The 22,052-nt window shown below is 41.2% G+C and carries 19 protein-coding genes; 3 read left to right on the plus strand and 16 right to left on the minus strand.

The genetic code is table 11. The annotated features are described in order from the left end of the window. The 6 genes from AABI99_RS13260 to rplU all read right to left on the minus strand — a co-directional run. Positions 1 to 1,558: methyl-accepting chemotaxis protein (locus AABI99_RS13260; RefSeq protein WP_338366376.1), on the minus strand; the 1,558-nt coding region annotated here is incomplete at its 3' end. A 164-nt stretch (positions 1,559 to 1,722) separates the two neighbouring features. Then, positions 1,723 to 2,100, minus strand: coding sequence for a DUF3718 domain-containing protein (locus AABI99_RS13265; protein WP_338366377.1), 378 nt, complete (start codon positions 2,098 to 2,100; stop codon positions 1,723 to 1,725). Positions 2,101 to 2,178: 78 nt separating this feature from the next. Beyond that, positions 2,179 to 2,670 (minus strand): type 3 dihydrofolate reductase, encoded by a 492-nt coding sequence (gene folA / locus AABI99_RS13270; protein ID WP_338366378.1) that lies wholly within the window; start codon positions 2,668 to 2,670, stop codon positions 2,179 to 2,181. A 71-nt stretch (positions 2,671 to 2,741) separates the two neighbouring features. Beyond that, entirely contained in the window at positions 2,742 to 3,893 is a 1,152-nt protein-coding gene (gene cgtA / locus AABI99_RS13275; RefSeq protein WP_338366379.1) for an Obg family GTPase CgtA, read from the minus strand. A 136-nt stretch (positions 3,894 to 4,029) separates the two neighbouring features. After that, positions 4,030 to 4,287: a 50S ribosomal protein L27 gene (rpmA, locus tag AABI99_RS13280; protein WP_004587922.1), complete on the minus strand. Its 258-nt coding sequence runs from the start codon at positions 4,285 to 4,287 to the stop codon at positions 4,030 to 4,032. Between the two features lie 16 nt (positions 4,288 to 4,303). After that, positions 4,304 to 4,615, minus strand: coding sequence for a 50S ribosomal protein L21 (gene rplU, locus AABI99_RS13285; RefSeq protein ID WP_004587921.1), 312 nt, complete (start codon positions 4,613 to 4,615; stop codon positions 4,304 to 4,306). A 421-nt stretch (positions 4,616 to 5,036) separates the two neighbouring features. On the opposite strand from rplU, the gene ispB reads away from it, so the two are divergent. Then, positions 5,037 to 6,008, plus strand: coding sequence for an octaprenyl diphosphate synthase (gene ispB, locus AABI99_RS13290; RefSeq protein ID WP_338366380.1), 972 nt, complete (start codon positions 5,037 to 5,039; stop codon positions 6,006 to 6,008). Between the two features lie 89 nt (positions 6,009 to 6,097). On the opposite strand, the gene mdh is transcribed toward ispB, so the two are convergent. Beyond that, positions 6,098 to 7,030 carry a malate dehydrogenase gene (mdh, locus tag AABI99_RS13295; protein WP_338366381.1) on the minus strand — a complete coding sequence of 311 codons (933 nt, stop codon included), beginning with the start codon at positions 7,028 to 7,030 and terminating at the stop codon, positions 6,098 to 6,100. A gap of 225 nt (positions 7,031 to 7,255) precedes the next feature. Here mdh and argR point away from each other — a divergent pair, with 225 nt between their 5' ends. Then, positions 7,256 to 7,723, plus strand: a complete 468-nt coding sequence (argR, locus tag AABI99_RS13300; RefSeq protein ID WP_338366382.1) for a transcriptional regulator ArgR — start codon at positions 7,256 to 7,258, stop codon at positions 7,721 to 7,723. Here the strand turns inward: argR and AABI99_RS13305 are convergent. The 9 genes from AABI99_RS13305 to pdhR form a co-directional block, all read right to left on the minus strand. Further along, the gene (locus AABI99_RS13305) at positions 7,720 to 8,619 is read right to left on the minus strand and encodes a Dyp-type peroxidase (protein ID WP_338366383.1); all 900 of its coding nucleotides are present in this window, start codon (positions 8,617 to 8,619) and stop codon (positions 7,720 to 7,722) included. The genes argR and AABI99_RS13305 overlap by 4 nt on opposite strands. A gap of 44 nt (positions 8,620 to 8,663) precedes the next feature. Next, the gene (locus AABI99_RS13310) at positions 8,664 to 9,710 is read right to left on the minus strand and encodes an ABC transporter ATP-binding protein (protein WP_338366384.1); all 1,047 of its coding nucleotides are present in this window, start codon (positions 9,708 to 9,710) and stop codon (positions 8,664 to 8,666) included. Beyond that, on the minus strand, positions 9,711 to 11,342 hold the full coding sequence (locus AABI99_RS13315) for an iron ABC transporter permease (RefSeq protein WP_338366385.1): 1,632 nt from the start codon (positions 11,340 to 11,342) through the stop codon (positions 9,711 to 9,713). After that, entirely contained in the window at positions 11,342 to 12,346 is a 1,005-nt protein-coding gene (locus tag AABI99_RS13320) for a Fe(3+) ABC transporter substrate-binding protein (protein ID WP_338366386.1), read from the minus strand. Before AABI99_RS13320 ends, AABI99_RS13315 begins: the two co-directional genes overlap by 1 nt. 777 nt (positions 12,347 to 13,123) lie before the next feature. Beyond that, on the minus strand, positions 13,124 to 13,810 hold the full coding sequence (locus AABI99_RS13325) for a DTW domain-containing protein (RefSeq protein ID WP_338366387.1): 687 nt from the start codon (positions 13,808 to 13,810) through the stop codon (positions 13,124 to 13,126). 189 nt (positions 13,811 to 13,999) lie between these two features. Then, positions 14,000 to 15,427: a dihydrolipoyl dehydrogenase gene (lpdA, locus tag AABI99_RS13330; RefSeq protein WP_338366388.1), complete on the minus strand. Its 1,428-nt coding sequence runs from the start codon at positions 15,425 to 15,427 to the stop codon at positions 14,000 to 14,002. A gap of 174 nt (positions 15,428 to 15,601) precedes the next feature. Next, a complete protein-coding gene (gene aceF, locus AABI99_RS13335; protein ID WP_338366389.1) occupies positions 15,602 to 17,512 on the minus strand; it encodes a pyruvate dehydrogenase complex dihydrolipoyllysine-residue acetyltransferase in 1,911 nt (636 codons plus the stop codon). 10 nt (positions 17,513 to 17,522) lie between these two features. Beyond that, a complete protein-coding gene (gene aceE / locus AABI99_RS13340; RefSeq protein ID WP_338366390.1) occupies positions 17,523 to 20,189 on the minus strand; it encodes a pyruvate dehydrogenase (acetyl-transferring), homodimeric type in 2,667 nt (888 codons plus the stop codon). A 90-nt stretch (positions 20,190 to 20,279) separates the two neighbouring features. Beyond that, on the minus strand, positions 20,280 to 21,029 hold the full coding sequence (gene pdhR, locus AABI99_RS13345) for a pyruvate dehydrogenase complex transcriptional repressor PdhR (RefSeq protein WP_089348719.1): 750 nt from the start codon (positions 21,027 to 21,029) through the stop codon (positions 20,280 to 20,282). Between the two features lie 473 nt (positions 21,030 to 21,502). Between pdhR and AABI99_RS13350 the strand changes: the two genes are divergently transcribed. After that, the gene (locus AABI99_RS13350; RefSeq protein ID WP_338366391.1) at positions 21,503 to 21,955 is read left to right on the plus strand and encodes a transposase; all 453 of its coding nucleotides are present in this window, start codon (positions 21,503 to 21,505) and stop codon (positions 21,953 to 21,955) included. Positions 21,956 to 22,052: the final 97 nt, after the last annotated feature.

Below are 22,052 nucleotides of genomic sequence, written 5' to 3' on the forward strand. Positions count from 1 at the left end.
GTACTTCATCTGCCACTACAGCAAAACCTCGCCCATGCTCGCCAGCGCGTGCTGATTCTATTGCTGCATTTAACGCGAGTAAGTTAGTTTGATCGGCAATATTGCGGATCACTTCAATAATTTGCCCAACACCTTCAACCCCTGCCAGTAGCTCTTGCAGGTTTTGCATACTTTGCTCAACCCGTGTTTGCGTATCGGAGCTAGCACTTAGCATGCTTTGTGCAAAACCTAAGCTATGCTCCATTGCACTAAACGTGTGCTGCGCGTTATCAGCCACTTGGGCATTAATATTATTTACCTGCTCGCCAATTTGTTGAATATCAGTAAGCAAATGTTGGTTTTGCTCCACTTGCCCATGACTTGTAGATGCTTTTTGACTAATCGTTTGCAAATGCTCACTCATTTGCTGCATAAAATCATTTACCACTTTTAGCATTTGGGCACGCTCTTGTGCCTCTTTGCGCTGTCGCTCAATTAATAAATTAAAGTAACTGGCTATTTCGCCAACCTCTGTTTTTGGGTTCTTACTTTCAATGTTTTTAAGCTCGTTACTTTCAATTAAAAAGGCAAACCCGTCTCTGAGTTGCCTTAATGGGTTGAGCACTTGGTTACGCTGCACAATATAAACACCCGCGGCTAGCATCACCAAAGCACCAATAGCAAAACAAAATACCCACAATACGTTTTCTTTAAGCACCCCTTGGGTGTGCTTTAGTTGCTGCTCTGCATAGATAACGGTTTTAGAGAGCAAGCTAATTTGCTCACGTAGTGCATTGGTCCCCGCTTCACGTTGCTGAGCTTGCGCTAATGTACTGGCTAAGTCTCTAGGGTAGCGATTAGGCCAGCTTGTAATTTCAGATTTTATTTCATCGGCTAAATCTTCAGCTTCTTCGTCAAAAAACAAAGCATCGTCGTCAACCTCGCTCATAACACCTAAATTAGGGAGCTGATCTATTTTGGCTGCTACCGCATTTAAATTAGCAATACTTTGCTGCAAACTTTGCTCGGTATTGTTGTCGTAACTTACGATTAATTGGTAGGTAAATAGCGCAAGGTTGGTCACCTCGTTATAGTAATCCGCGCCCAGCGTATAATAAGCCTGCGCATCGCTATTTTGATTAGGGGATTTTTGTGCGTAATTAATTAATGACGACGCTGAACCCGCCATTTGGCGGATTGCATTATCAAGTAACGCCGTTTCGTTGCCTGACAATTTACCCAACGCTCTGTATTTGCCTTTAATATCGGTATCTAACGTACTTAGTTGCTCATTTAATTGCTCAGCAAGTGCTAAGGGGAGCACTGCGAGTTGCTGTGTTTTAACTTGCTCAATTAAGGTTGAAGATTGGTTTAAGTATTGGCTATCACCTTGTTCTAAATAACTGCCTAGATAACCGCCTAAATCCACTAAAATTGTATTTTTTAATTTACTGTATGCGCTATCTTGTTGCTCAAGCTTAAATAAAGTTTGGCTTGCCCAAAATAGTGTGACGGCTAAAAGAATACTAGCTAACGTCAATAGTGTAGCTAGCAGTCGAGTAAAAGATGATACGCGCATAAATAACAGCCTCTTGTGTTTATGCACGTAGAGTATTAACTATTTATGACATCTTTATGTAATTGGCGCTGAGCAGTCATACTTTCTATAAATACACGACAAAAGCATTAAGTAAACGGCACAAAAAAACCGCGACTAGCGCGGTTTTTTAGTTACTTATTAAATTAAAGGCCTGCGCGGTCTTTAATAACTGCGATTAACGGTGAGCTACCGTAACCATTGCCCTCAGCCCATGCTATGTCAGCACCATCAGATAGAGAGCTTTTTGATAAATTTTTAACTATGTACTCACCTGAGTTTACAGCGTTACTTGCTACAGCATGGCGAAGTAAGTTATTACCATTACATTGAACAGCATCGTAAATATTGCGAATTTTTACACGTGAGCTTTTTAGTTTACTGCGTAAACGGTTTTTATCATCAGCTGCGATATATTCACAAATAGATACCGCTAATTGATCGTTTGCTTTAGCTGGAACGGTATACATCAATGAACTCGCTGCAACAGCTGTAATTACAATTAGCTTTGACAATTTAAACATGAAACATCCTTTATGGTACTTTTTACCTATGTTAACTGCTTAATATTGTATCAACCCACTGCAAACTTAGCAATAATGTTAACCTTTTTTATATAAAGTTACGAATTTATAACTATATTTATTTTTTTCATCGGGTATATTTGGCTGTTCATCGACAACTTCCCACGTTGCTAGCGCTTGATAATCAGGAAATTGTGTATCGCCTTCTACCTCTAAATCTATAAAGGTTAAATATAAACGCTCTGCGCGTGGTAAAAAGTGCTGATAGATATTACCACCACCAATAATCATGACCTCTTCTTCGTGTTTAACTAGCTCTAGCGCAGCTTCTGGCGTAGTTACTGTTTCGATACCTTGCGCACTGTACTGAGTGTTACGGGTAATAATGATGTTGCGACGCCCTGGTAACGGGCGGCCTATTGACTCAAACGTTTTACGACCCATCAGAACAGGCTTGCCTGTTGTTACCTTTTTAAAATGCTGTAAATCGGCCGGTAAATGCCATGGCATTTTATTATCAAGACCAATTACACGATTATTTGCCATTGCGGCGATCATTGAAATTATCACATTAAACACCTAGTACTTTATTCTTAAAAAATAAAAAAGGAGCTTATGCTCCTTTTTAAAATAGTTTTTTATTAACGCTCGTAGACGACTTCTACATCGTAGTCGTCTTCATCCCAGTCGTCCCAATCATCATCGTCGCTCTTCGTTGCTTTTTGATGGTAGGTATCCCACTTAAACTCAACTTCTTCATCTTCAACTTCGTCGAACTTCTCTTTTGGCATGCTATCGAGCAAGGCCATAATATCGTGAATTAACGGCTGAGTATTAAGCTTGTTGACTGCTGAAATGCGGTAAACGTTTTGCTCTTCACCTAGCTCTTGTGCAATTTGCTCACACAAGGCTTGCGCTTCATCTTCTGGCAATAAGTCTATTTTATTAAACACTAACCAGCGTGGTTTTTCTGCAAGCTTAGGGCTGTATTGGTGTAACTCGTTAATAATGGCAAATGCATTATCAACAGGGTTTGAACCATCAACCGGCATAACATCGATCACGTGTAACAACACACGACAGCGTTCTAGGTGTTTCAAAAAGCGAATACCTAGGCCAGCACCGTCTGAGGCGCCTTCAATTAAACCAGGGATATCGGCTACTACAAACGATTTGTTAGCCTCTGGGCGCACAACTCCTAAATTAGGAATAAGCGTGGTAAACGGGTAATCAGCTACTTTTGGCTTTGCTGCCGATACACTGCGAATAAATGTAGACTTACCGGCATTTGGTAACCCTAAAAGGCCTACATCAGCAAGTAGCATAAGCTCTAGCTTAAGGTTGCGTACCTCACCAGGTGTACCTAATGTTTTTTGGCGTGGAGCACGGTTAGTACTTGATTTAAAGCGTGCATTCCCCAAGCCATGGAAACCACCTTTTGCAACTACAATTTTTTGACCGTGTTGCGTTAAATCACCGAGTGCCTCTTGAGTATCAACATCGGTAATACGCGTACCAACAGGTACTTTTACAATTAAGTCTTCGCCTTTTTTACCTGTACAGTTACGACTCTGGCCATTAGTACCGCGCTCAGCACGATGAAAACGCTCAAATTGGTAATCAATTAGGGTATTTAAGTTTTCATCAGCTTGTAGGTAAACACTACCACCGTCTCCACCGTCACCGCCGTCCGGACCACCGTCTGGTACATATTTTTCTCGACGGAAAGACACGACACCGCTGCCGCCGTCACCAGCTTCTGCGCGAATTTCTACTTCATCTACAAACTTCATGATTACTCACTTTAGGGATTGGCTTTAATTTAACTATTATATACCCAAGCCAACGCAAATGCAGGCTTGGGTATATATTTGCTGTATCTAAAAACAAAAAACCCCGCAAAGGCGGGGTTTTTTACTACCTTACTGATTACTCAGCTACGATAGTTACGTATTTGCGGTTTAAAGGACCTTTTTGTTCAAATTGAACTTTACCATCTGCTTTTGCGAAGATAGTGTGGTCTTTACCGATACCTACGTTTGCGCCAGCGTGGAAACGAGTACCACGTTGACGAACAATGATGCTACCCGCTAGAACTGATTCGCCACCAAAACGCTTAACACCTAGGCGTTTGCTTTCTGAATCGCGACCGTTACGAGTACTACCAGCTGCTTTTTTATGTGCCATTTCTAAGTACCTCTAATTAAGCGCTAATGCCAGTGATTTTAACTTCAGTGAACCATTGACGATGGCCCATTTGCTTACGAGAATGCTTACGGCGTCTAAATTTAACAACCTTAATCTTCTCACCGCGACCGTGTGAAACAACCTCAGCTGTTACTTTACCACCGTTTACGAACGGTACACCGATCTCGATTTTCTCACCATCAGCAACTAAAAGTACTGAATCAAATTCAACTGCTGCACCAGTTTCAACGTCTAATTTTTCAAGACGAATCGTTTGACCTTCAGTCACACGATGCTGTTTACCACCACTTTGGAAAACCGCGTACATAATTAACTCCGTCTGTGCGCCCTCAAATCGACGCAACTAAAATATTCTTCGATAGGGCGCGAAGTTTACGCTAATGCATAAAAACTAGCAAGCCTATTTTGTAATTAAAATGAATAAAAAGTAGCTGCTTTGAGAGCAATTCAATATTTCCTTCATTTTATATTAAATCGCCCTATTGCCAAGCGCTTTTTGCTCTAAAAATAAAATATATTTGCGCCGAACTGCCCCCGCCCCAGAGCTAAACAGCTGTATAATTAGTGCGCGCTCTTTGTTTGTAAAATACGCACCTAACTATACTTGTTAAGCGTAAATTAAAGTTTTTAACTCAGTTTTTTTAATGAATCGTCACAAAATATCGAGCTAGTGCATTTTTTGTTGTACAATCGGCGCCGTTCACACATAAAAATTGGCTCGGAGATCAATGGATATAAAAGCTATCCAGGCGTTAATCGAAAGCGATATGAATGACGTCAATCAACTTATACATGCGCAAATGCGCTCCGATGTGGCGTTAGTCAATCAACTTGGTTTGTACATCGTTAACAGCGGTGGCAAACGCGTACGCCCGATGCTGGCAATATTGGCAGCAAGAGCTTTAGGTTACCAAGGTAAAGACCATATTACTTTGGCGACGATTGTTGAATTTATTCACACTGCAACGCTTTTACATGATGATGTGGTTGATGAGTCTAACCTGCGCCGTGGTACCCCTACTGCAAATGCAGAGTTTGGTAATGCGGCCAGCGTGCTGGTTGGGGATTTTATCTACACCCGCTCTTTCCAACTAATGGTAGGGCTTGGAAAAATGCAAATTATGCAAATCCTTGCTGACGCCACTAACGTTATTGCTGAGGGTGAGGTACTGCAATTAATGAATTGCAATGACCCTAACACCACTGAAGCAAGTTACATGCAGGTTATTTACTCTAAAACAGCTAAATTATTTGAAGCTGCAACAGGTCTTGCGGCTATTATAACCGAGCAAGATGACAGTGTTTTAAATTCCCTTAACTTATACGGCATGCACTTAGGCACGGCTTTTCAACTGGTTGATGACGTACTTGATTATAATGCTGATGCAGACCAGCTAGGTAAGAATATTGGTGATGATTTAGCTGAAGGCAAGCCAACGTTACCATTAATTTATGCCATGCAGCATGGCACTGATGAGCAAAAAGCACTCATTCGTGATGCTATTGAACATTGTAATGGTATGGACCATCTTGAAGCTATTCTAGGTGCACTTAAACAAACCAATGCACTTGAATTTACAATGCAAAAAGCACAACAAGAAGCTGAAAAAGCAATTGCCTGTTTAGACTTTTTAGCAGAGTCGCAGTACAAGCAAGCGTTAATTAGCTTAGCACGTATAGCTGTAGAGCGAGATCACTAAGGCCATAGCCCTTAAATTAGTAAAGGGTAATAATTTTCGAGCAATAAAAAAGCCTGCATATGCAGGCTTTTTTGTATGAAATTTGGCTATTAAGCCATGAAATCGACACCTTCTTTGATGTCTTTTTTAAGCGTTTCAAGCATATCGTTTTTAGCTTTTTCTTCAAATGCGCTTAGCTCGCCGTAAGAAAGAATTTCTTCTACGCCGTTTTTACCTAAACGTACTGGATGAGCAAAGTACTCTGCATCGCCATTTTCAACAGCAACGTATGCGTAATCTACAACATCTTCTCCTTGTAGGCCTTTAACTAAAGACATACAAAAACGAGCTGCAGCAGCACCCATAGATAATGTAGCTGAACCACCGCCTGCTTTAGCATTTACTACTTCAGTACCTGCATTTTGGATACGTGGAGTAAGAGCAGCTACTTCTTCTTCAGTAAAGCTTACGCCTTCTACTTGAGAAAGTAGAGGAAGAATAGTTGTGCCTGAGTGACCACCGATTACTGGTACTTTAACAGTCGCTACATCTACGCCTTTAAGTTCAGCAACAAATGCTTCAGAACGAATTACGTCAAGTGTTGTAATACCAAATACGCGACTTGCATCGTAAGTACCCGCTTTTTTGAATACTTCAGCAACGATTGGCACAGTGCCGTTTACTGGGTTAGTGATAACACCCACTAATGCTTTAGGACAGCTAGCTACAATGCCCTCAGCTAATGTTTTAATGATACCTGCGTTTACGTTAAATAAATCCGCACGATCCATACCTGGTTTACGTGGCATACCCGCTGGGATAAGTACGATATCACACCCTTCAAGTGCTTTATTTAAATCGTCTGCGCCAAAACCTGCTACTTTAACATCTGTAGGGATGTGAAATAGGTCAACCGCAACACCTGGTACAACTGGTGCAACATCATAAAGTGATAATTCAGAACCAGCTGGTAAGCCTGTTTTTAATAATAAAGACAACGCTTGACCGATACCGCCTGCAGCACCTAATACAGCAACTTTCATTGGAATTCTCCGTAATTTGAGGTAGGAAATATTTGTGGCTCTTAAGATAATGAAATTAGCGTCTAAAAACAAATTTATCCTGCTTATTTCAGGTATATTTTCGACCATAGTTGTAAACTTTGCTGGTTTATCGCAGCAAACTGGCAAGTTAACTAAACAACTGCTGCATAATTATTCATTTTTGTGTAGAATTTGCATTATAAATAACAAAAATGAATAAAGACTATGCAACCACAAGACAAACAAGAAGCACTGGTAAAAGCGTTTAAAGCACTTTTAAAAGAAGAGAACTTTGGCTCGCAAGGCGAAATAGTCGAAGCATTAAAAGAGCAAGGCTTTGACAATATAAGCCAGAGTAAAGTATCGCGTATGCTTAGCAAGTTTGGCGCTGTGCGTACTCGTAATGCTAAACAAGAAATGGTGTATTGCCTACCTGCAGAAATGGGTGTACCGACGGCTAAAAGCCCGCTACGTCAGCTTGTTATAGATATTATGCATAACGAAATGATGATTATTATTACCACCAGCCCAGGTGCTGCGCAGTTAATAGCCCGGTTGTTAGACTCGTTAGGCAAAGCTGATGGTGTATTAGGTACAATTGCCGGGGACGACACGATTTTTATTGCCCCAGCAAAAATATCTGAAATAGACGTTACGCTCGAGCGCGTACGCATTTTATTTGATACAGTTTAAAGCTGTTTTAAAAAGCTGACTGACGGTGCGAAGAACGCAGATCCCATATCGGCTTGAGTAAAATCAAGCCAGTGATCGTAGCACTCTCCTTTTCCAATGCGGCTGTTAAGTACCTTTTCAAATGCGCTTCCCGATGCAGAGCACGTAATACTTAGCATGCCCTGCTCGTACACATCACCGTACGGCATACTTTGATTAAGCAGTATCGCTTGACCATGCTCATCTTTAAGCTCTGTTCTTGTTGCATGACTGGTGTTTGTTTTAGGCTCTATTAAGCTGTTATCTAAACGCGTACGCCCCATAATATGCTCTTGTTCGCTCAAAGATAAATGTTGCCACACGCTCAAGTCATGTTTATAGCGCTGTACATGAATATAGCTGCCTTGATTTTCAAAGCTCTCGGGTTTATTAACCAACGCAGTGACTCGCTTTTGTCGGCCATGCGGGGTGTCGCCTGCATAAATAAAGCCATTAAAATCACGACCATCTAAAAACCTGAAATTACGAATTTGTTCAACCAGTTCTACATCGGGCGAAAATAACTTTAATATTTGCAAAGCAAACAGGTGGTTAACGTCTTCTCGGTCTGAGCGAATTTGGATAAATAGATCACACGGCTGTACGCGCATTACAAAGTCACTGTGATTTATATTAGGAAAGCTTTGCAGTTCGCTTGGGATATATTCCGGGAGTATATGCGGCCAATATTGCGCGCCTATAGCCACCATGCAAGACAGCATGGCTTCGGAGAATTGATCACTAAACTCTTCTTCAATTGCGCTTACGCGTTTGAGCTTTGCGCGCAATGACTCGTCTTGACCATCAAATACATTAAAAAATAAATGCAAACCGTGTAAGTTTGCTTCAGCACAAATCCCAGATTGCGCTTGCGCCATTGTTATTCCTTAGCTTGATAAAAACACAGCGAATAACACCTTTGTTATGATTCGAAAAAATTCACCGTGTGAGGTTTTATTTTTATTATAACCCGCTCATTTATTTCAAATGACTGGCCATATTGTGCAGCAACTTCAATCTCTTGCTCTGCAATTACAACAGTGTAAACATAAGCCGAACCTATAAACCGACGGCTTAAAATGCGCACACCTTTAGGTTTATCGGCCTGCGTATTTTGCACAAGCTCAACATGGTGCGGACGAATATATACCCGCCCTTTTGTTGCGCTTTGCGTATGCTCATGCTGCGATTGCACAACACCATAATCAGTTGTGTATTCAGTTGCCGTTAACACTTCTGCGCCTAAGTATATGCCCTGACCCAGAAACTCTGCAACCTCCTTTGTGTTTGGCGAAGCAAAAAGCTGCTCGGGCGTTCCTTGTTGGGCTATTTTTCCTTGGTGCATAATGGCTAAAGTGTCTGCAAACGCAAAGGCTTCTTCTTTTGAGTGGCTAACAAACACCGCAGAGACCTGCTGCGCTTTAATAATACGCCTGATATCTGCAATTAACTCAAAGCGCACTTGCGTATCTATGTTCGAAAATGGCTCATCAAGGAGCAATAAACTAGGCTTATAAGCCAGTGCTCGCGCAATCGCTACACGCTGCTGTTGCCCACCTGAGAGTTGATGAGGGTAGCGTTTTGCACATCCCGTTAAATGCACTAGCTCTAGCATTTCCTCTACCCGTTGCTGTTTTTGAGCTTTGCTTAATTTACCCAGCCCAAAGGCAATATTATCGGCAACACTGAGGTGCGGAAACAAAGCATAATCTTGAAACATCATCCCAATATTACGATGCTCTGGTGATACGAATGTGTGCTTGTCGCTTACGCACTTACCATCTATATAAACGCTACCTTCATGTACTTCAATAAGCCCTGCAATGGCTTTTAAAGTAGTCGTTTTACCGCAGCCACTGGCGCCAAGCATACATATAATTTCGTCCTGTCCTACCGTTAAATCTAAATTATGTAGCACTTGCGTGCCACTGTAGTGATAACCCACGCCTTGTAAATTTAAACGGCTCATTTAACTGCGTTGCTCCATAGAACGATTAATAAAATACAAGGGGATCAACCCAACCAAAACAATAAATAAAGCAGAAATAGAGGCCAGCTCAAGTTGCTCATCGCTCACATATTGAAATACATGTGTGGCTAAACTTTCAAAATCAAAAGGCCTTAATAGTAATGCGGCTGGCAGCTCTTTCATACACTCGATAAATACAAGTACTGCAGCCGTTAATAGCCCTCGTCGTAATAAAGGAAGGTGAACTAAACGCAGTGTTTGCCCTTGGCTTTTACCCATAGATTGGCTAGCCATATCCAGTGATGGGCTAATACGTACAAAGCTTGATTCTATAGCACCATGCGCAATGGCATAAAATCGTACTATGTACGCTGCTATAATTGTGAAAATGCTGCCAGTTAATAATAAGCCTATTGTTAAGTTATAGCTTTCAAGTGCGGTATTTATTGAATTTTCAAGTAGGGTCAGTGGTAATAACACAGCAATAGCCAGTACGGTACCCGGCAGTGCATAGCCACTCCCTGCTAGACGACCTGGTATTAGCGCATAATTTTGTTTAGCTACACGCTGATAAAAAACAACTAAAGTTGCAAGTACTATACTCACCACACTTACAACTATAGCCACTTTTAAACTTTGCCATGCGTAACTAAAAAATGCCGTGTTCCACGCTTTTTCAAAATACGTCATTGCGTAATTTAGCAAAACCAGCATAGGTATAATAAAGGCAATGAGTAAAATAGCACTACAAAATGATGTTGCTAGCCATGCTTTTTTACCTTTAAGTTTATACAGCGACTCGCTATTAACACCGGATTGTCGCTCAAATACAGCTTGGTTGCGTCGACTAAAACGCTCGGCCATCAGTACTAAAAACAGTAGTAATAGCATCACTCCTGATATTTTAGCTGCTGCCGTTAACGAGTAATAACCAAACCAGGTATCATATACTGCGGTAGTTAACGTGCTCACGGCAAAGTAACTGACCGTTGCGTAGTCAGCCATGGTTTCCATGCTAATAAGCGCAAGAGCTGCCACAATTGAGCCACGAGAAAGCACGATGCTTACCTTAAAAAAGCTTTGCCAAGGCGACAGACCCATTAATTGACTTACTTGCACTAATTTAAATGATTGCTCTCGCAGCGCGGTTTTAAAAATTAAAAATAAGTATGGGTAAAGTACAAGTGCAATCATTACGATAGCGCCTGGCAAAGTGCGAATATCAAAAAACCAATAATCCGCTGGCGAGTGCCATCCAAACCGCTCTCTTAGGGCTATTTGCACAGGGCCTGCGTAATCTAGCAAATCGGTATACACATAGGCTATTAAATAGGTAGGCATCGCAAGCGGGAGCATTAATGCCCATTCGAATTGCTTTTTTCCAGGAAAAGCGCAATATGCACTGAGCCAACCTAGTGGCAACGCAATGACACAGCTAAGCAAGCACACGCCAAAAATAAGCACAATGGTATTGGTAATATAATCCCACAACACGGTATCCCACAGATGAGAAAAAACCTCTGAGTCACCTTGTAAAGATTCATTTATTAGAAAAAACAGTGGGGCAAATAATACAAGCCCTGTAGACCAAGCAAAGAGCTGCCATTTAGACAGCTTAAATCGAGAGTTCATTAAAGGTCGAATTTCACCTCATCAATTAACTTAAGCGCTAATGGACGATATTTGCTGATCTCATCAAGTGCGAGAGTATCTTCTTTAAAATCCCCCCAAGAGGCAACTAAGCTTGATAGCTCAACGCCTTGTTTCACTGGGTACTCCATATTTACAGAAGCATACATATTTTGTGCTTTGGTTTCGCTCATAAATTCAATAAGCTTAAGTGCATTCTCAGGATTTTTTGCATACTTAGTAATCACAGCACCCGATACATTTATGTGTGAGCCGCGGTTTTGTTGATTAGGAAAATTAATATAAACAGACTCAGCCCACGCTTTTTGCTCGTCGTCTTGAAGCATTTTGCCAAGGTAGTAACTATTACCTAAAGCAAGGTTACACAAACCTTCTTTAACCGCTTTTACCTGTGCGCGATCATTACCTTGCGGCTTGCGTGCTAAATTAGCTTTAACACCTTCTAACCATGTTTTAGTTTTTGCTTCACCATGGTGGGCAATCATAGACGCAACCAAACCAAGGTTATATGGGTGCTTGCCAGAGCGTGTACAAATTTGTCCTTTGTACTGTGGGTTAGCCAAATCTTCGTAAGTAAGTTCAGGTAATGCACCTAGGCGCTCTTTTGATGAGTACACATTACGAACCCGCTTAGTTAATGCCACCCACTGCCCGTCGCTATCTCTATATGACGCTGGTATATTATTTTTAATGCGATCGCTTTTAATACTTTGTGTTAAATGTAAATCTTCTAGCTGAATAAGTGCACTAAAGTTAGAAGTTAATACTAAATCGGCTTTACTGTGCTTGCCTTCACGTTTAACGCGCTCTATTAGCCCTTTTTTTGCAAAAACCACATTCGTTTTAATACCTGTTTGCTGAGTGAAGTCAGTTAAAATTGGTTGGATTAAAAACGGTTGACGAAAAGAGTAAATATTAACAACATCGCTTGCAAAAGCCGGTGCAGCGCTAATAATACAGGTAAGTATAGCCAGTGCAGTTCTCATATCAATTTGCCTAAATAGTCATTATTTACGAGTGATTTTATCGTGATAAGTGAAAATATACACTCTTTACATAAATGTAAATAAGTAATTAATGAACAAAATAGAAATATCGCGTAAGACATCTCTTACAGAAGCGACAGTTAATGAGTAAAAAAAACTGTAATAACACGCATAAATTAAGTTAAGCACATGTTCTAATTAGCTTTATTTTTAACTCTTATTTTTTATAAGTAATTCTATAGCCGTTTTGACCTATTTTAGTTTGGCCAGCACGCTACAATTACTACATCAACCAAGCAGTGATGCTTACCGAGTAAATGGAAATGGATTGCTTACTCGAACAACCAATGATCAGGTTACTACGGACAACACGGAAATTAGGACAGGCTCAGGATGAGTATCGCAATGGATTGTTGTAAAAAGGAGAGCATCAAGAAGATGCGAAAAGGACAGCAACAGTGGAACGTTGTTTAACAGGATGTGATAGGAATTAAATGGACAGGCCCTTGAGGCAACGCAATGGAGTTGTAAGCTAATGGACTGCACTAGGATGTGCGAAAATAGGAATTGGTAATAGTTTTTACCATTACAGGATGTACAGGGATTTAAAGGAGATAGGCCCGGATAGCCTAAATTACATAGAACTAAAAAGTAATATCGTAATCACATGGATAAGTAAAAATTGGAGTTGATTAAGTTCAATTGCAGGATGCAAAATTAGAAGATTCCGCAAGCGCGCCTAGAGATAGAGCGCGCTTTTCTTTGCCTAAAATTAAGTTACTGTGGTCTACCCTTGTTTCGCTTACCCAGTAAGTACGCATCACGAAACTTTATAAAGTGTTGCTCAAGCTTTAAGGCGGCATCTTGCTCACCTGCGAGCGCTAACACCATAATACCTACCTCAGCAGTGCCTAACTGATACGCGTGAGGCGCAACACGTAAACGATAATCTGACAATTTATCGGCTGTGATCGACAGCACAGGTAAATTATCTAGGTACGGGCTTTTGCGGATCATTTTTTTAGCTTCGCGCCAGGTACCATCTAAAAATATAAATAGTGGCTTTTTCCCAGGCGCAATATTTACTTCGGTGGTTGCCCTGCCCGGCTCTACATCTTCAGCTGGAAATATCACCATAGGTTGATAATTAACGTTGTTTAATAAGGCTAATAGCTCAGCGCTTGGCTCTGTTCTATCCCACCTAAATGCATAGTTATCAGGGACTATTTCAGCAATTAAACGCCCTGTATTTGAAGGTTTAAAACTTTCATTGTGATACATTAATAAACACACAGCAGCATCACACTGCGCTTGCTCTACCCCCTCACATATACAGTAATGCTTAGCAATTAAACATTGCTCACAGCGATCCATTTTGCCACCACGGGCATTAAATTCGCGGCGCGATTCACTTATTTGCTGAGCTCGCAAAACTAATACTGAGTTATGTTGAGGGTTTTTCAAGGGGGCTATTACCTAAAATTTGTTCGGCGCGTATTGTAGCTAAAATAAAAGGGAATAGATATCAGCTGTCAGCTCAGAATAAAAACTCCCCCCCACTAAAGCTAATCTTTTTATCTATTTTTAATTGCTGCTGTAAAAACAAAAACCCAGCAAAAGCTGGGTTTTTAAAGACTAAATCAAAAAGTTAAATTATTTCTTCTTTTTAACTGCTTTTTTGTTTGGTAAATCAGTGATTGAACCTTCAAATACTTCAGCGGCAAGGCCGATTGACTCGTTCAATGTTGGGTGAGCATGAATTGTTAATGCGATATCTTCGCCGTCAGCACCCATTTCAATACCTAGGCCGATTTCGCCAAGCATTTCGCCTGCGTTAATACCAACCATAGCACCACCAATGATACGACCACTGTCTTTATCAAAGATTAGTTTAGTTTGACCTTCTGTACGAGCAGATGCAATTGCACGACCTGAAGCAGCCCACGGGAATACCGCTGTTTCAATGCTTAAGCCTTGCTCTTTTGCTTCTTTCTCAGTCACACCTACCCATGCAATTTCTGGGTCAGTGTATGCAATTGAAGGGATACATTTAGGGTCGAAGAAGTGCTTCTGACCAGAGATAACCTCTGCTGCAACATGGCCTTCGTGTACCGCTTTATGCGCAAGCATAGGTTGACCAACTAAGTCACCAATTGCGAAGATGTGGTTTACGTTAGTACGTAACTGCTTATCAACATTAATAAAGCCACGCTCATCAACGTTTACGCCTGCTTTATCTGCGTCTAAAAGCTTACCATTTGGAGTACGGCCAACAGCTACAAGTACTTTGTCGTAACGTACGGCATCAGCTGGTGCGTTTTTGCCTTCAAATGATACGTATAAGCCATCGTCTTTCGCGTCAACGCCAACAACTTTAGTTGAAAGCATCACGTTAAATTTGTCTTTAACGTAACGAGAGTAAATTTTAATTACGTCTTTATCAGCAGCAGGTACTAATTGGTCTGCAAATTCTACAACATCGACTGTAGAACCTAATGAACGATACACTGTGCCCATTTCAAGACCGATAATACCACCGCCTAATACAAGTAGTTTTTCTGGTACGTCTTTAAGCTCTAGTGCGCCAGTTGAATCAATTACACGGTCATCTTCTGGGATGAAAGGTAAGTTAACTGGTTGAGAACCCGCAGCAATAATTGCGTTTTCAAACGTAATAGTAGTTGAACCTTCGCTGCCTTCAACAGCTAAAGTGTTGCTACCTGTAAACTTACCGTAGCCATTGACTACTTTTACTTTACGCATTTTAGCCATGCCGTCGATACCGCCAGTAAGCTTGCTTACTACAGAATCTTTCCAAGAACGGATTTTGTCTAAATCAATTTGCGGCGCACCAAACGAAACACCGTGAGATGACATTTCTGCAGCGTCATCAATCACTTTAGCTACGTGTAAAAGTGCCTTTGAAGGAATACAACCAACATTAAGACATACGCCACCTAATGTTTCGCGTGATTCTACTAATGTAACTTCTAAGCCCAAGTCAGCAGCACGGAAAGCCGCAGAGTAACCACCAGGACCACCGCCTAGTACAACAACTTGAGTTTTTAATTCGTTGCTCATGCTATTACCTTAATTGTTTGAACGGGACACAGCCCTAAAATTTAACTGCCATGTTTCTGCATGGGCAGAAAATCAGAGCAATTCACAAATAGTGCAAAGATTGTATCATTGCAAATGGTAAAAATCCCAGCTAAAAACAACCGGCTGGGATTTGATTTTGTTCACGTTGTAAGATTACATCACTAATTGACGTATGTCGCTCATGTAGCTCGCAAGCGTTGCTGTAAAGCGTGCTGCGAGTGCACCGTCAATCACACGGTGATCGTACGACATAGACAGCGGAACCATTAGTTTTGGCTCAAACTCTTTACCATTCCACTTAGGTTTCATTTCAGATTTAGATACACCTAAAATAGCCACCTCTGGTGCATTAACAATCGGTGTAAATGCCGTACCGCCAATGCCACCTAAGCTTGAAATAGTAAAACAGCCACCTTGCATGTCTGATGACGTTAACTTACCTTCACGCGCCTTTTTAGAAATATCCATCAGTTCGCGAGATAATTCCATAATGCCTTTTTTGTCCACATCTTTAAATACTGGAACAACTAAGCCATTTGGCGTATCTACTGCAACACCAATATTGATGTACTTTTTAAGGATAAGGCTTTCACCGTCTTCAGACAATGACGAGTTAAATGTTGGGAACTCAGCAAGCACTTTTGCTACCGCTTTCATCACAAACACAAGAGGTGTGATTTTAACGCCAAGTTTTTTCTTCTCGCTAAGTACATTTTGCTCTTTACGGAATACTTCAAGGCTTGTGATATCCGCTTCGTCAAACTGTGTAACATGTGGGATTTGCACCCAGTTACGGTGTAAGTTTTTACCCGATAGCTTTTGAATGCGTGATAGCTTTTTCTCTTCAATTTCGCCAAATTTAGCAAAATCTACTTTCGGCCACGGAATTAAGCCAAGCTCACTACCGCCTGCATTGCCTTTACCAGCTGGTAATTGGCCTGATTCAACTTGCTTAACTAAGTTTTTAACATAGTTTTGCACGTCTTCTTTAACTACACGGTTTTTACGACCTGAGCCTTTAACGTTTGCTAAGTTAATACCAAATTCACGCGCTAAGCGACGAACAACTGGCGATGCATGGGCATATGCGCTGTTGTTTTCAAAGCTTTCGTTGCTTGCTTTAGCTGCAGGTGCAGCTTGAGCTGGCGCAGACTCGGCTTTTGCAGGAGCAGAAGCTGGCTTTTGCTCAGCCGGGGCTGCTGCTTTTGCAGGTGCGCTACCGGCAACCTCAAATACAAAAATAAGAGAACCTGTTTTTACTTTGTCGCCCGCAACTACTTTAATTTCTTTAACTGTACCTGCAAATGGCGCTGGTACTTCCATTGCCGCTTTGTCGCCTTCAACGTTTAAGATAGATTGCTCTTCTTCTACGCTATCGCCAACAGCTACCATGACCTCAGTTACTTCAACTTCATCATCGCCAATATCAGGTACGTTTACTTCTTTAGTGCTTGGCTCAGCGCTTTGAGCAGGCTCTGCTGGTGCAGACTCTTGCTTAGGCGACTCTGATGCTGGCGCACTTGAACCGGCAACTTCAAAAACAAACACTAAAGAGCCTGTTTTTACTTTGTCGCCTTCGGCTACTTTAATTTCTTTTACAGTACCGGCAAAAGGTGCTGGTACTTCCATCGATGCTTTATCACCTTCAACACTTAAAATTGACTGCTCTTCATCTACGCTGTCGCCAACGGCAACCATGATTTCTGTCACTTCAACTTCGTCGTCACCAATATCTGGTACGGTTACTTCTTGAGTCTCAGAGCCTGAAGCTTCTGCAGGTGCAGCAGCTTCAGTTTTAGCAGACGCTTCTGGCTCGCTTTGTGAGCCAGTTTCTTCGCCTTCAAAAATCATGATTAACGAACCGGTTGTTACCGTGTCGCCTTCGCTTACTTTAATTTCTTTTACTGTACCTGCTTGCGCAGCAGGTACTTCCATTGATGCTTTATCGCCTTCAACGGTAAGTAAAGATTGATCAACATCTACTTTGTCGCCAACGCTTACTAAAATTTCGGTTACTTCTACGTCATCGCCACCGATATCTGGTACATTAATTTCAATACTCATTGCAAACCTCTTATGCGTACAGTGGGTTTAGTTTGTTTGTGTCAATGTCGAACTTTTTAATTGCTTCAACAACCACTGACTTTTCAACATCACCACGTTTAGCAAGTTCAGATAAAGTAGCAACAACCACGTAGCTTGCATTAACTTCAAAGTGACGACGTAAGTTTTCACGGCTATCAGAGCGTCCGTAACCATCTGTACCAAGCACTTTATAGTTACTGCTTGGAATAAATGAACGCACTTGCTCTGCGTAGTTTTTCATGTAATCAGTTGCGGCAACAGTTACTGAGTCGTTTAATACGCTCGTAATGTAAGCTGTTTTTTGCTCGCTTTCTGGGTTAAGCATGTTGAAACGCTCAACATCTTGACCATCACGGGTAAGCTCATTGAATGACGTTACTGAGTAAACATCTGAGGCAATACCGTACTCTTCGCTTAAAATGGCTGCAGCTTTACGCACTTCAGTCATGATAGTACCTGAGCTTAATAGCTGTACGTTGGCTTTTTTACCTTCGTAGCTTTCTAGCTTGTAAATACCTTTACGAATACCTTCTTCAGCGCCTTCTGGCATAGCTGGTTGATGGTAGTTTTCGTTCATAAGCGTTAGGTAGTAGTAAATATTTTCTTGGTTTTCACCGTACATACGACGAATACCGTCTTGAATAATTACCGCTACTTCAAATGCGTATGTTGGGTCGTAAGAAATACAGTTAGGAACCGTATTTGCAAGAATGTGGCTGTGGCCATCTTCGTGCTGTAGACCTTCACCATTAAGCGTTGTACGGCCAGCCGTAGCACCTAATAAGAAACCACGTGCTTGTTGGTCACCCGCCATCCACGCCATGTCGCCAACACGTTGGAAACCAAACATAGAGTAGTAAATATAGAATGGGATCATAGGTAAATCGTTCGTGCTGTAAGATGTTGCAGCAGCGACCCATGACGACATTGCACCTAGCTCGTTAATACCTTCTTGAAGTACTTGCCCTGATGTTGCTTCTTTGTAGTAAGAAACAATATCGCGGTCTTGAGGGGTGTAGTTTTGGCCATGTGGATTGTAAATACCGATTTGACGGAATAAACCTTCCATACCAAATGTACGCGCTTCATCAGCAATAATTGGTACAATATTTTTGCCAATGCCTTTGTCTTTCAATAACACGTTTAATGCACGAACAAAGCCCATTGTGGTAGAAATATCACGCTTTTGCTCTTCAAGTAGCGGCTTAAATGCATCTACTTCTGGCAGTTTTAGCTCTTCGCTAAAGTTAGGAATACGTGTAGGTGTGTAACCTTTAAGTGCATCACGGCGTGCGTGTAAGTACTTGTACTCTTCTGAGCCTTCTTCAAGCGTTAAGTATGGAAGATCTTTAATTTGCTCTTCTGATACTAAATCTTGAAGGCCTAAACGGTCACGCAAGTGTTCAACATGGCTCATGTCCATTTTTTTCACTTGGTGCGCAATATTTTTACCTTCAGCCGCTTCACCCATGCCGTAACCTTTTACAGTTTTAGCTAGGATAACAGTTGGACGGTCTTTAGTTTCTTCCGCTTTTTTGAATGCAGCATAAAGTTTTGAAGGCTCATGACCACCACGCTTAAGCGCAAAAATTTCGTCATCAGTCATATCTGCAACAAGTGCAGCTGTTTCTGGGTAACGACCGAAGAAGTGCTCACGAACATATGCACCGTCTTTTGCTTTATATGTTTGGTAGTCACCATCAATTGTTTCGTTCATCAACTGTAGTAATTTACCTGATGTATCTTTAGCTAGCAGAATATCCCATCCACTGCCCCATACAACTTTAATTACGTTCCAACCAGCGCCTTTAAATAGACCTTCTAGCTCTTGAATAATTTTACCGTTACCCATAACTGGGCCATCTAAACGCTGTAAGTTACAGTTAATCAAGTAACATAGGTTGTCTAGCTTTTCACGAGCCGCAAACGAAATTGCACCACGTGATTCTGGCTCATCCATTTCACCGTCACCTAAAAACGCGTATACACGTTGGTTTTTAGTGTCTTTTAGGCCGCGGCCGTCTAGGTATTTTAAGAAACGAGCTTGGTAGATTGATGCAATTGGACCAAGACCCATAGATACCGTTGGGAACTGCCAGAATTCAGGCATTAATTTAGGGTGTGGGTATGAAGGTAGGCCTTTGCCATCTACTTCTTGACGGAAGTTATCTAGTTGCTCAGCCGTAAGACGCCCTTCAACAAATGCACGTGCATAAATACCCGGAGAAATATGGCCTTGGTAGTAAACTAAGTCACCGCCGTCTACCTCATTTGGCGCTTTAAAAAAGTGGTTAAAACACACTTCGTAAAACGCAGCTGATGATTGGTAAGACGCCATATGGCCGCCTAAGTCGAGATCTTTTTTCGATGCACGTAATACAATCATGATTGCATTCCAACGAATAATCGAACGAATACGACGCTCAAGGTTTACATCCCCTGGGTAAGCCGGTTCTTGATCTACTGGAATAGTATTAACGTAGTTAGTTGTTGTGCCAGTTGGCATATCAACGCCGTCTAAACGGGCTTGCTCTAACACTTGCTCAAGTAAAAACTGAGCTCGTTCAACACCTTCTTCGCGCACAACTGATTCAAGAGCTTGTAACCACTCTTGTGTTTCTAGCGCGTCTACGTCAATTTTATTGACTTCAGACATATGGAGGTTTCCTTATGTTTAAAATACGAATGTTGTTAATTTAATACCACGTATACCTAATTTAGTGTGTTCTAAGTACAGCGTATTAGCTTAATTTTGTTTTGTGCGTCTTAAACTACGTTCAATTCGCGAATGCTCTTTACCCGCTTCCAGTAATGCTTCTTCAATAAAGGCTAAATGAGCATTACTTGCTAAACGGGCTTGTTCTGGATTGCCATCTATCACGGCATCCATTAATAAGCGCCTGTGCTGGGCTAATTGATTGCTAATATCTGGTTTTTTTAATAAAACCGTTAAGTTTTGCAATACATTTTGTTCCAGTAGCGCTTGCATGCCTCGCACTAAGTGAAGTAAAACCACGTTGTGTGAGGCTTCGGCTACACTAAAGTGAAACGCATTAATTGCTTTGGCTTTTAATTGTAAATCGTTATTAACTTGAGCAATTTTATCAAAGCTTTGTTTAACCTTGGTAAAATCGGTGCTGGTACCACGAAGCGCCGCATAATATGCAGCAATCCCTTCAAGTGCATGACGAAATTCAAGTAAATCAAACTGTGACTCAGGGTGTTTACTGATCAAATCAAATAGCGGATCAGTGAGTCCTTCTTCAAGCTGATTTTTAACAAACGTGCCACCGCCTTGCCTGCGAGTAACCAAGCCTTTTGCTTCTAGCTTTTGGATAGCTTCACGCAGTGAGGGGCGAGACACCTCAAACTGTTTTGCTAGTTCGCGCTCTGGCGGCAGTTTTTCACCTGGCGCTAATGAGCCCTCAAGAATCATATTCTCAAGTTGCTGTAAAATAACATCAGATAATTTTGCTGCTTTAATCTTTAAAGACATTAATCAACGTCCACGTTGCATAAATACTAAAAAGCCTAATTTTTAAGGCCTAGAGCTTGACGATTTACCCAAAAGGTAAATTGGTCATACCAAAAATTTTCAATAAGGTATCAAAAAGGCAAATAACTGTCAATTTACGGGTTATTTGAGCAATTAGAGTAGCGTAACGCATTTTGAACGAAGTTCAAACAATGCACAATTGAGGTTGTTTTGTGCAAACGTTAACAAGATGAAAACAAATGGTCTGACCAGAGCAAATTAGAATATTCGCTCTAGTTGAATTTATTGAAGAAATTAGTTTTTGAGTCAAAAAGGTGAGAGAGGCGAGTTAACCCCGCGACTATTACCGCAGCTCTGGAGCGTAATCGACGTGTAGAATAAATTGCGCGATATAAAATCGCGACTACGCAAGTCCATAAATATTGCTACGCTTAAAATTAATCGGTCTGTAATTACTAAAATGCAGGGATGGTATGCATAGCTCATATTTATTACGTAAAGGAAGAATATCTAAAGCGAATCACTATTATGCTATTACGTTAGTTTGCTACAAACGGAAAAATCTACTCACTAATTTAATAATTAATAGAGCAGTAATAAATGAAATGAAAAAGCTTGAGAAAGAGGAGCAAATTAACTCAAATACATTTGTATTAATGCCGAATCACATTCATTGGTTATTTCAATTAAACGATATAGCGACATTAAGTGAGGTAATCAGAAGTTTTAAAGGGCGTTCTGCAACTGTGTATCGAGAGTTTAGTAAACAAAAACTTTGGCAAAAAGGGTTTTATGACCATTTAGTCAGAAGTGATGAAGATTTAACTCATTGCGCTAGATACATAGTCGCCAACCCATTACGTGCACATTTAATAAAAAACATTGCAGATTACCCATATTGGGACAGCATTTATTTAAAGCCGTAGCCGCGGGTTTACCCCGTGACTAATTACTTAAGCTCTGGAGCCCAATCTAAGCACGGAGTATATTGCGCGATGTAAAATCGCGACTACGCAAAAGCCG

Source organism: uncultured Pseudoalteromonas sp., from assembly GCF_963922945.1.
Taxonomy (GTDB): Bacteria; Pseudomonadota; Gammaproteobacteria; order Enterobacterales; family Alteromonadaceae; genus Pseudoalteromonas.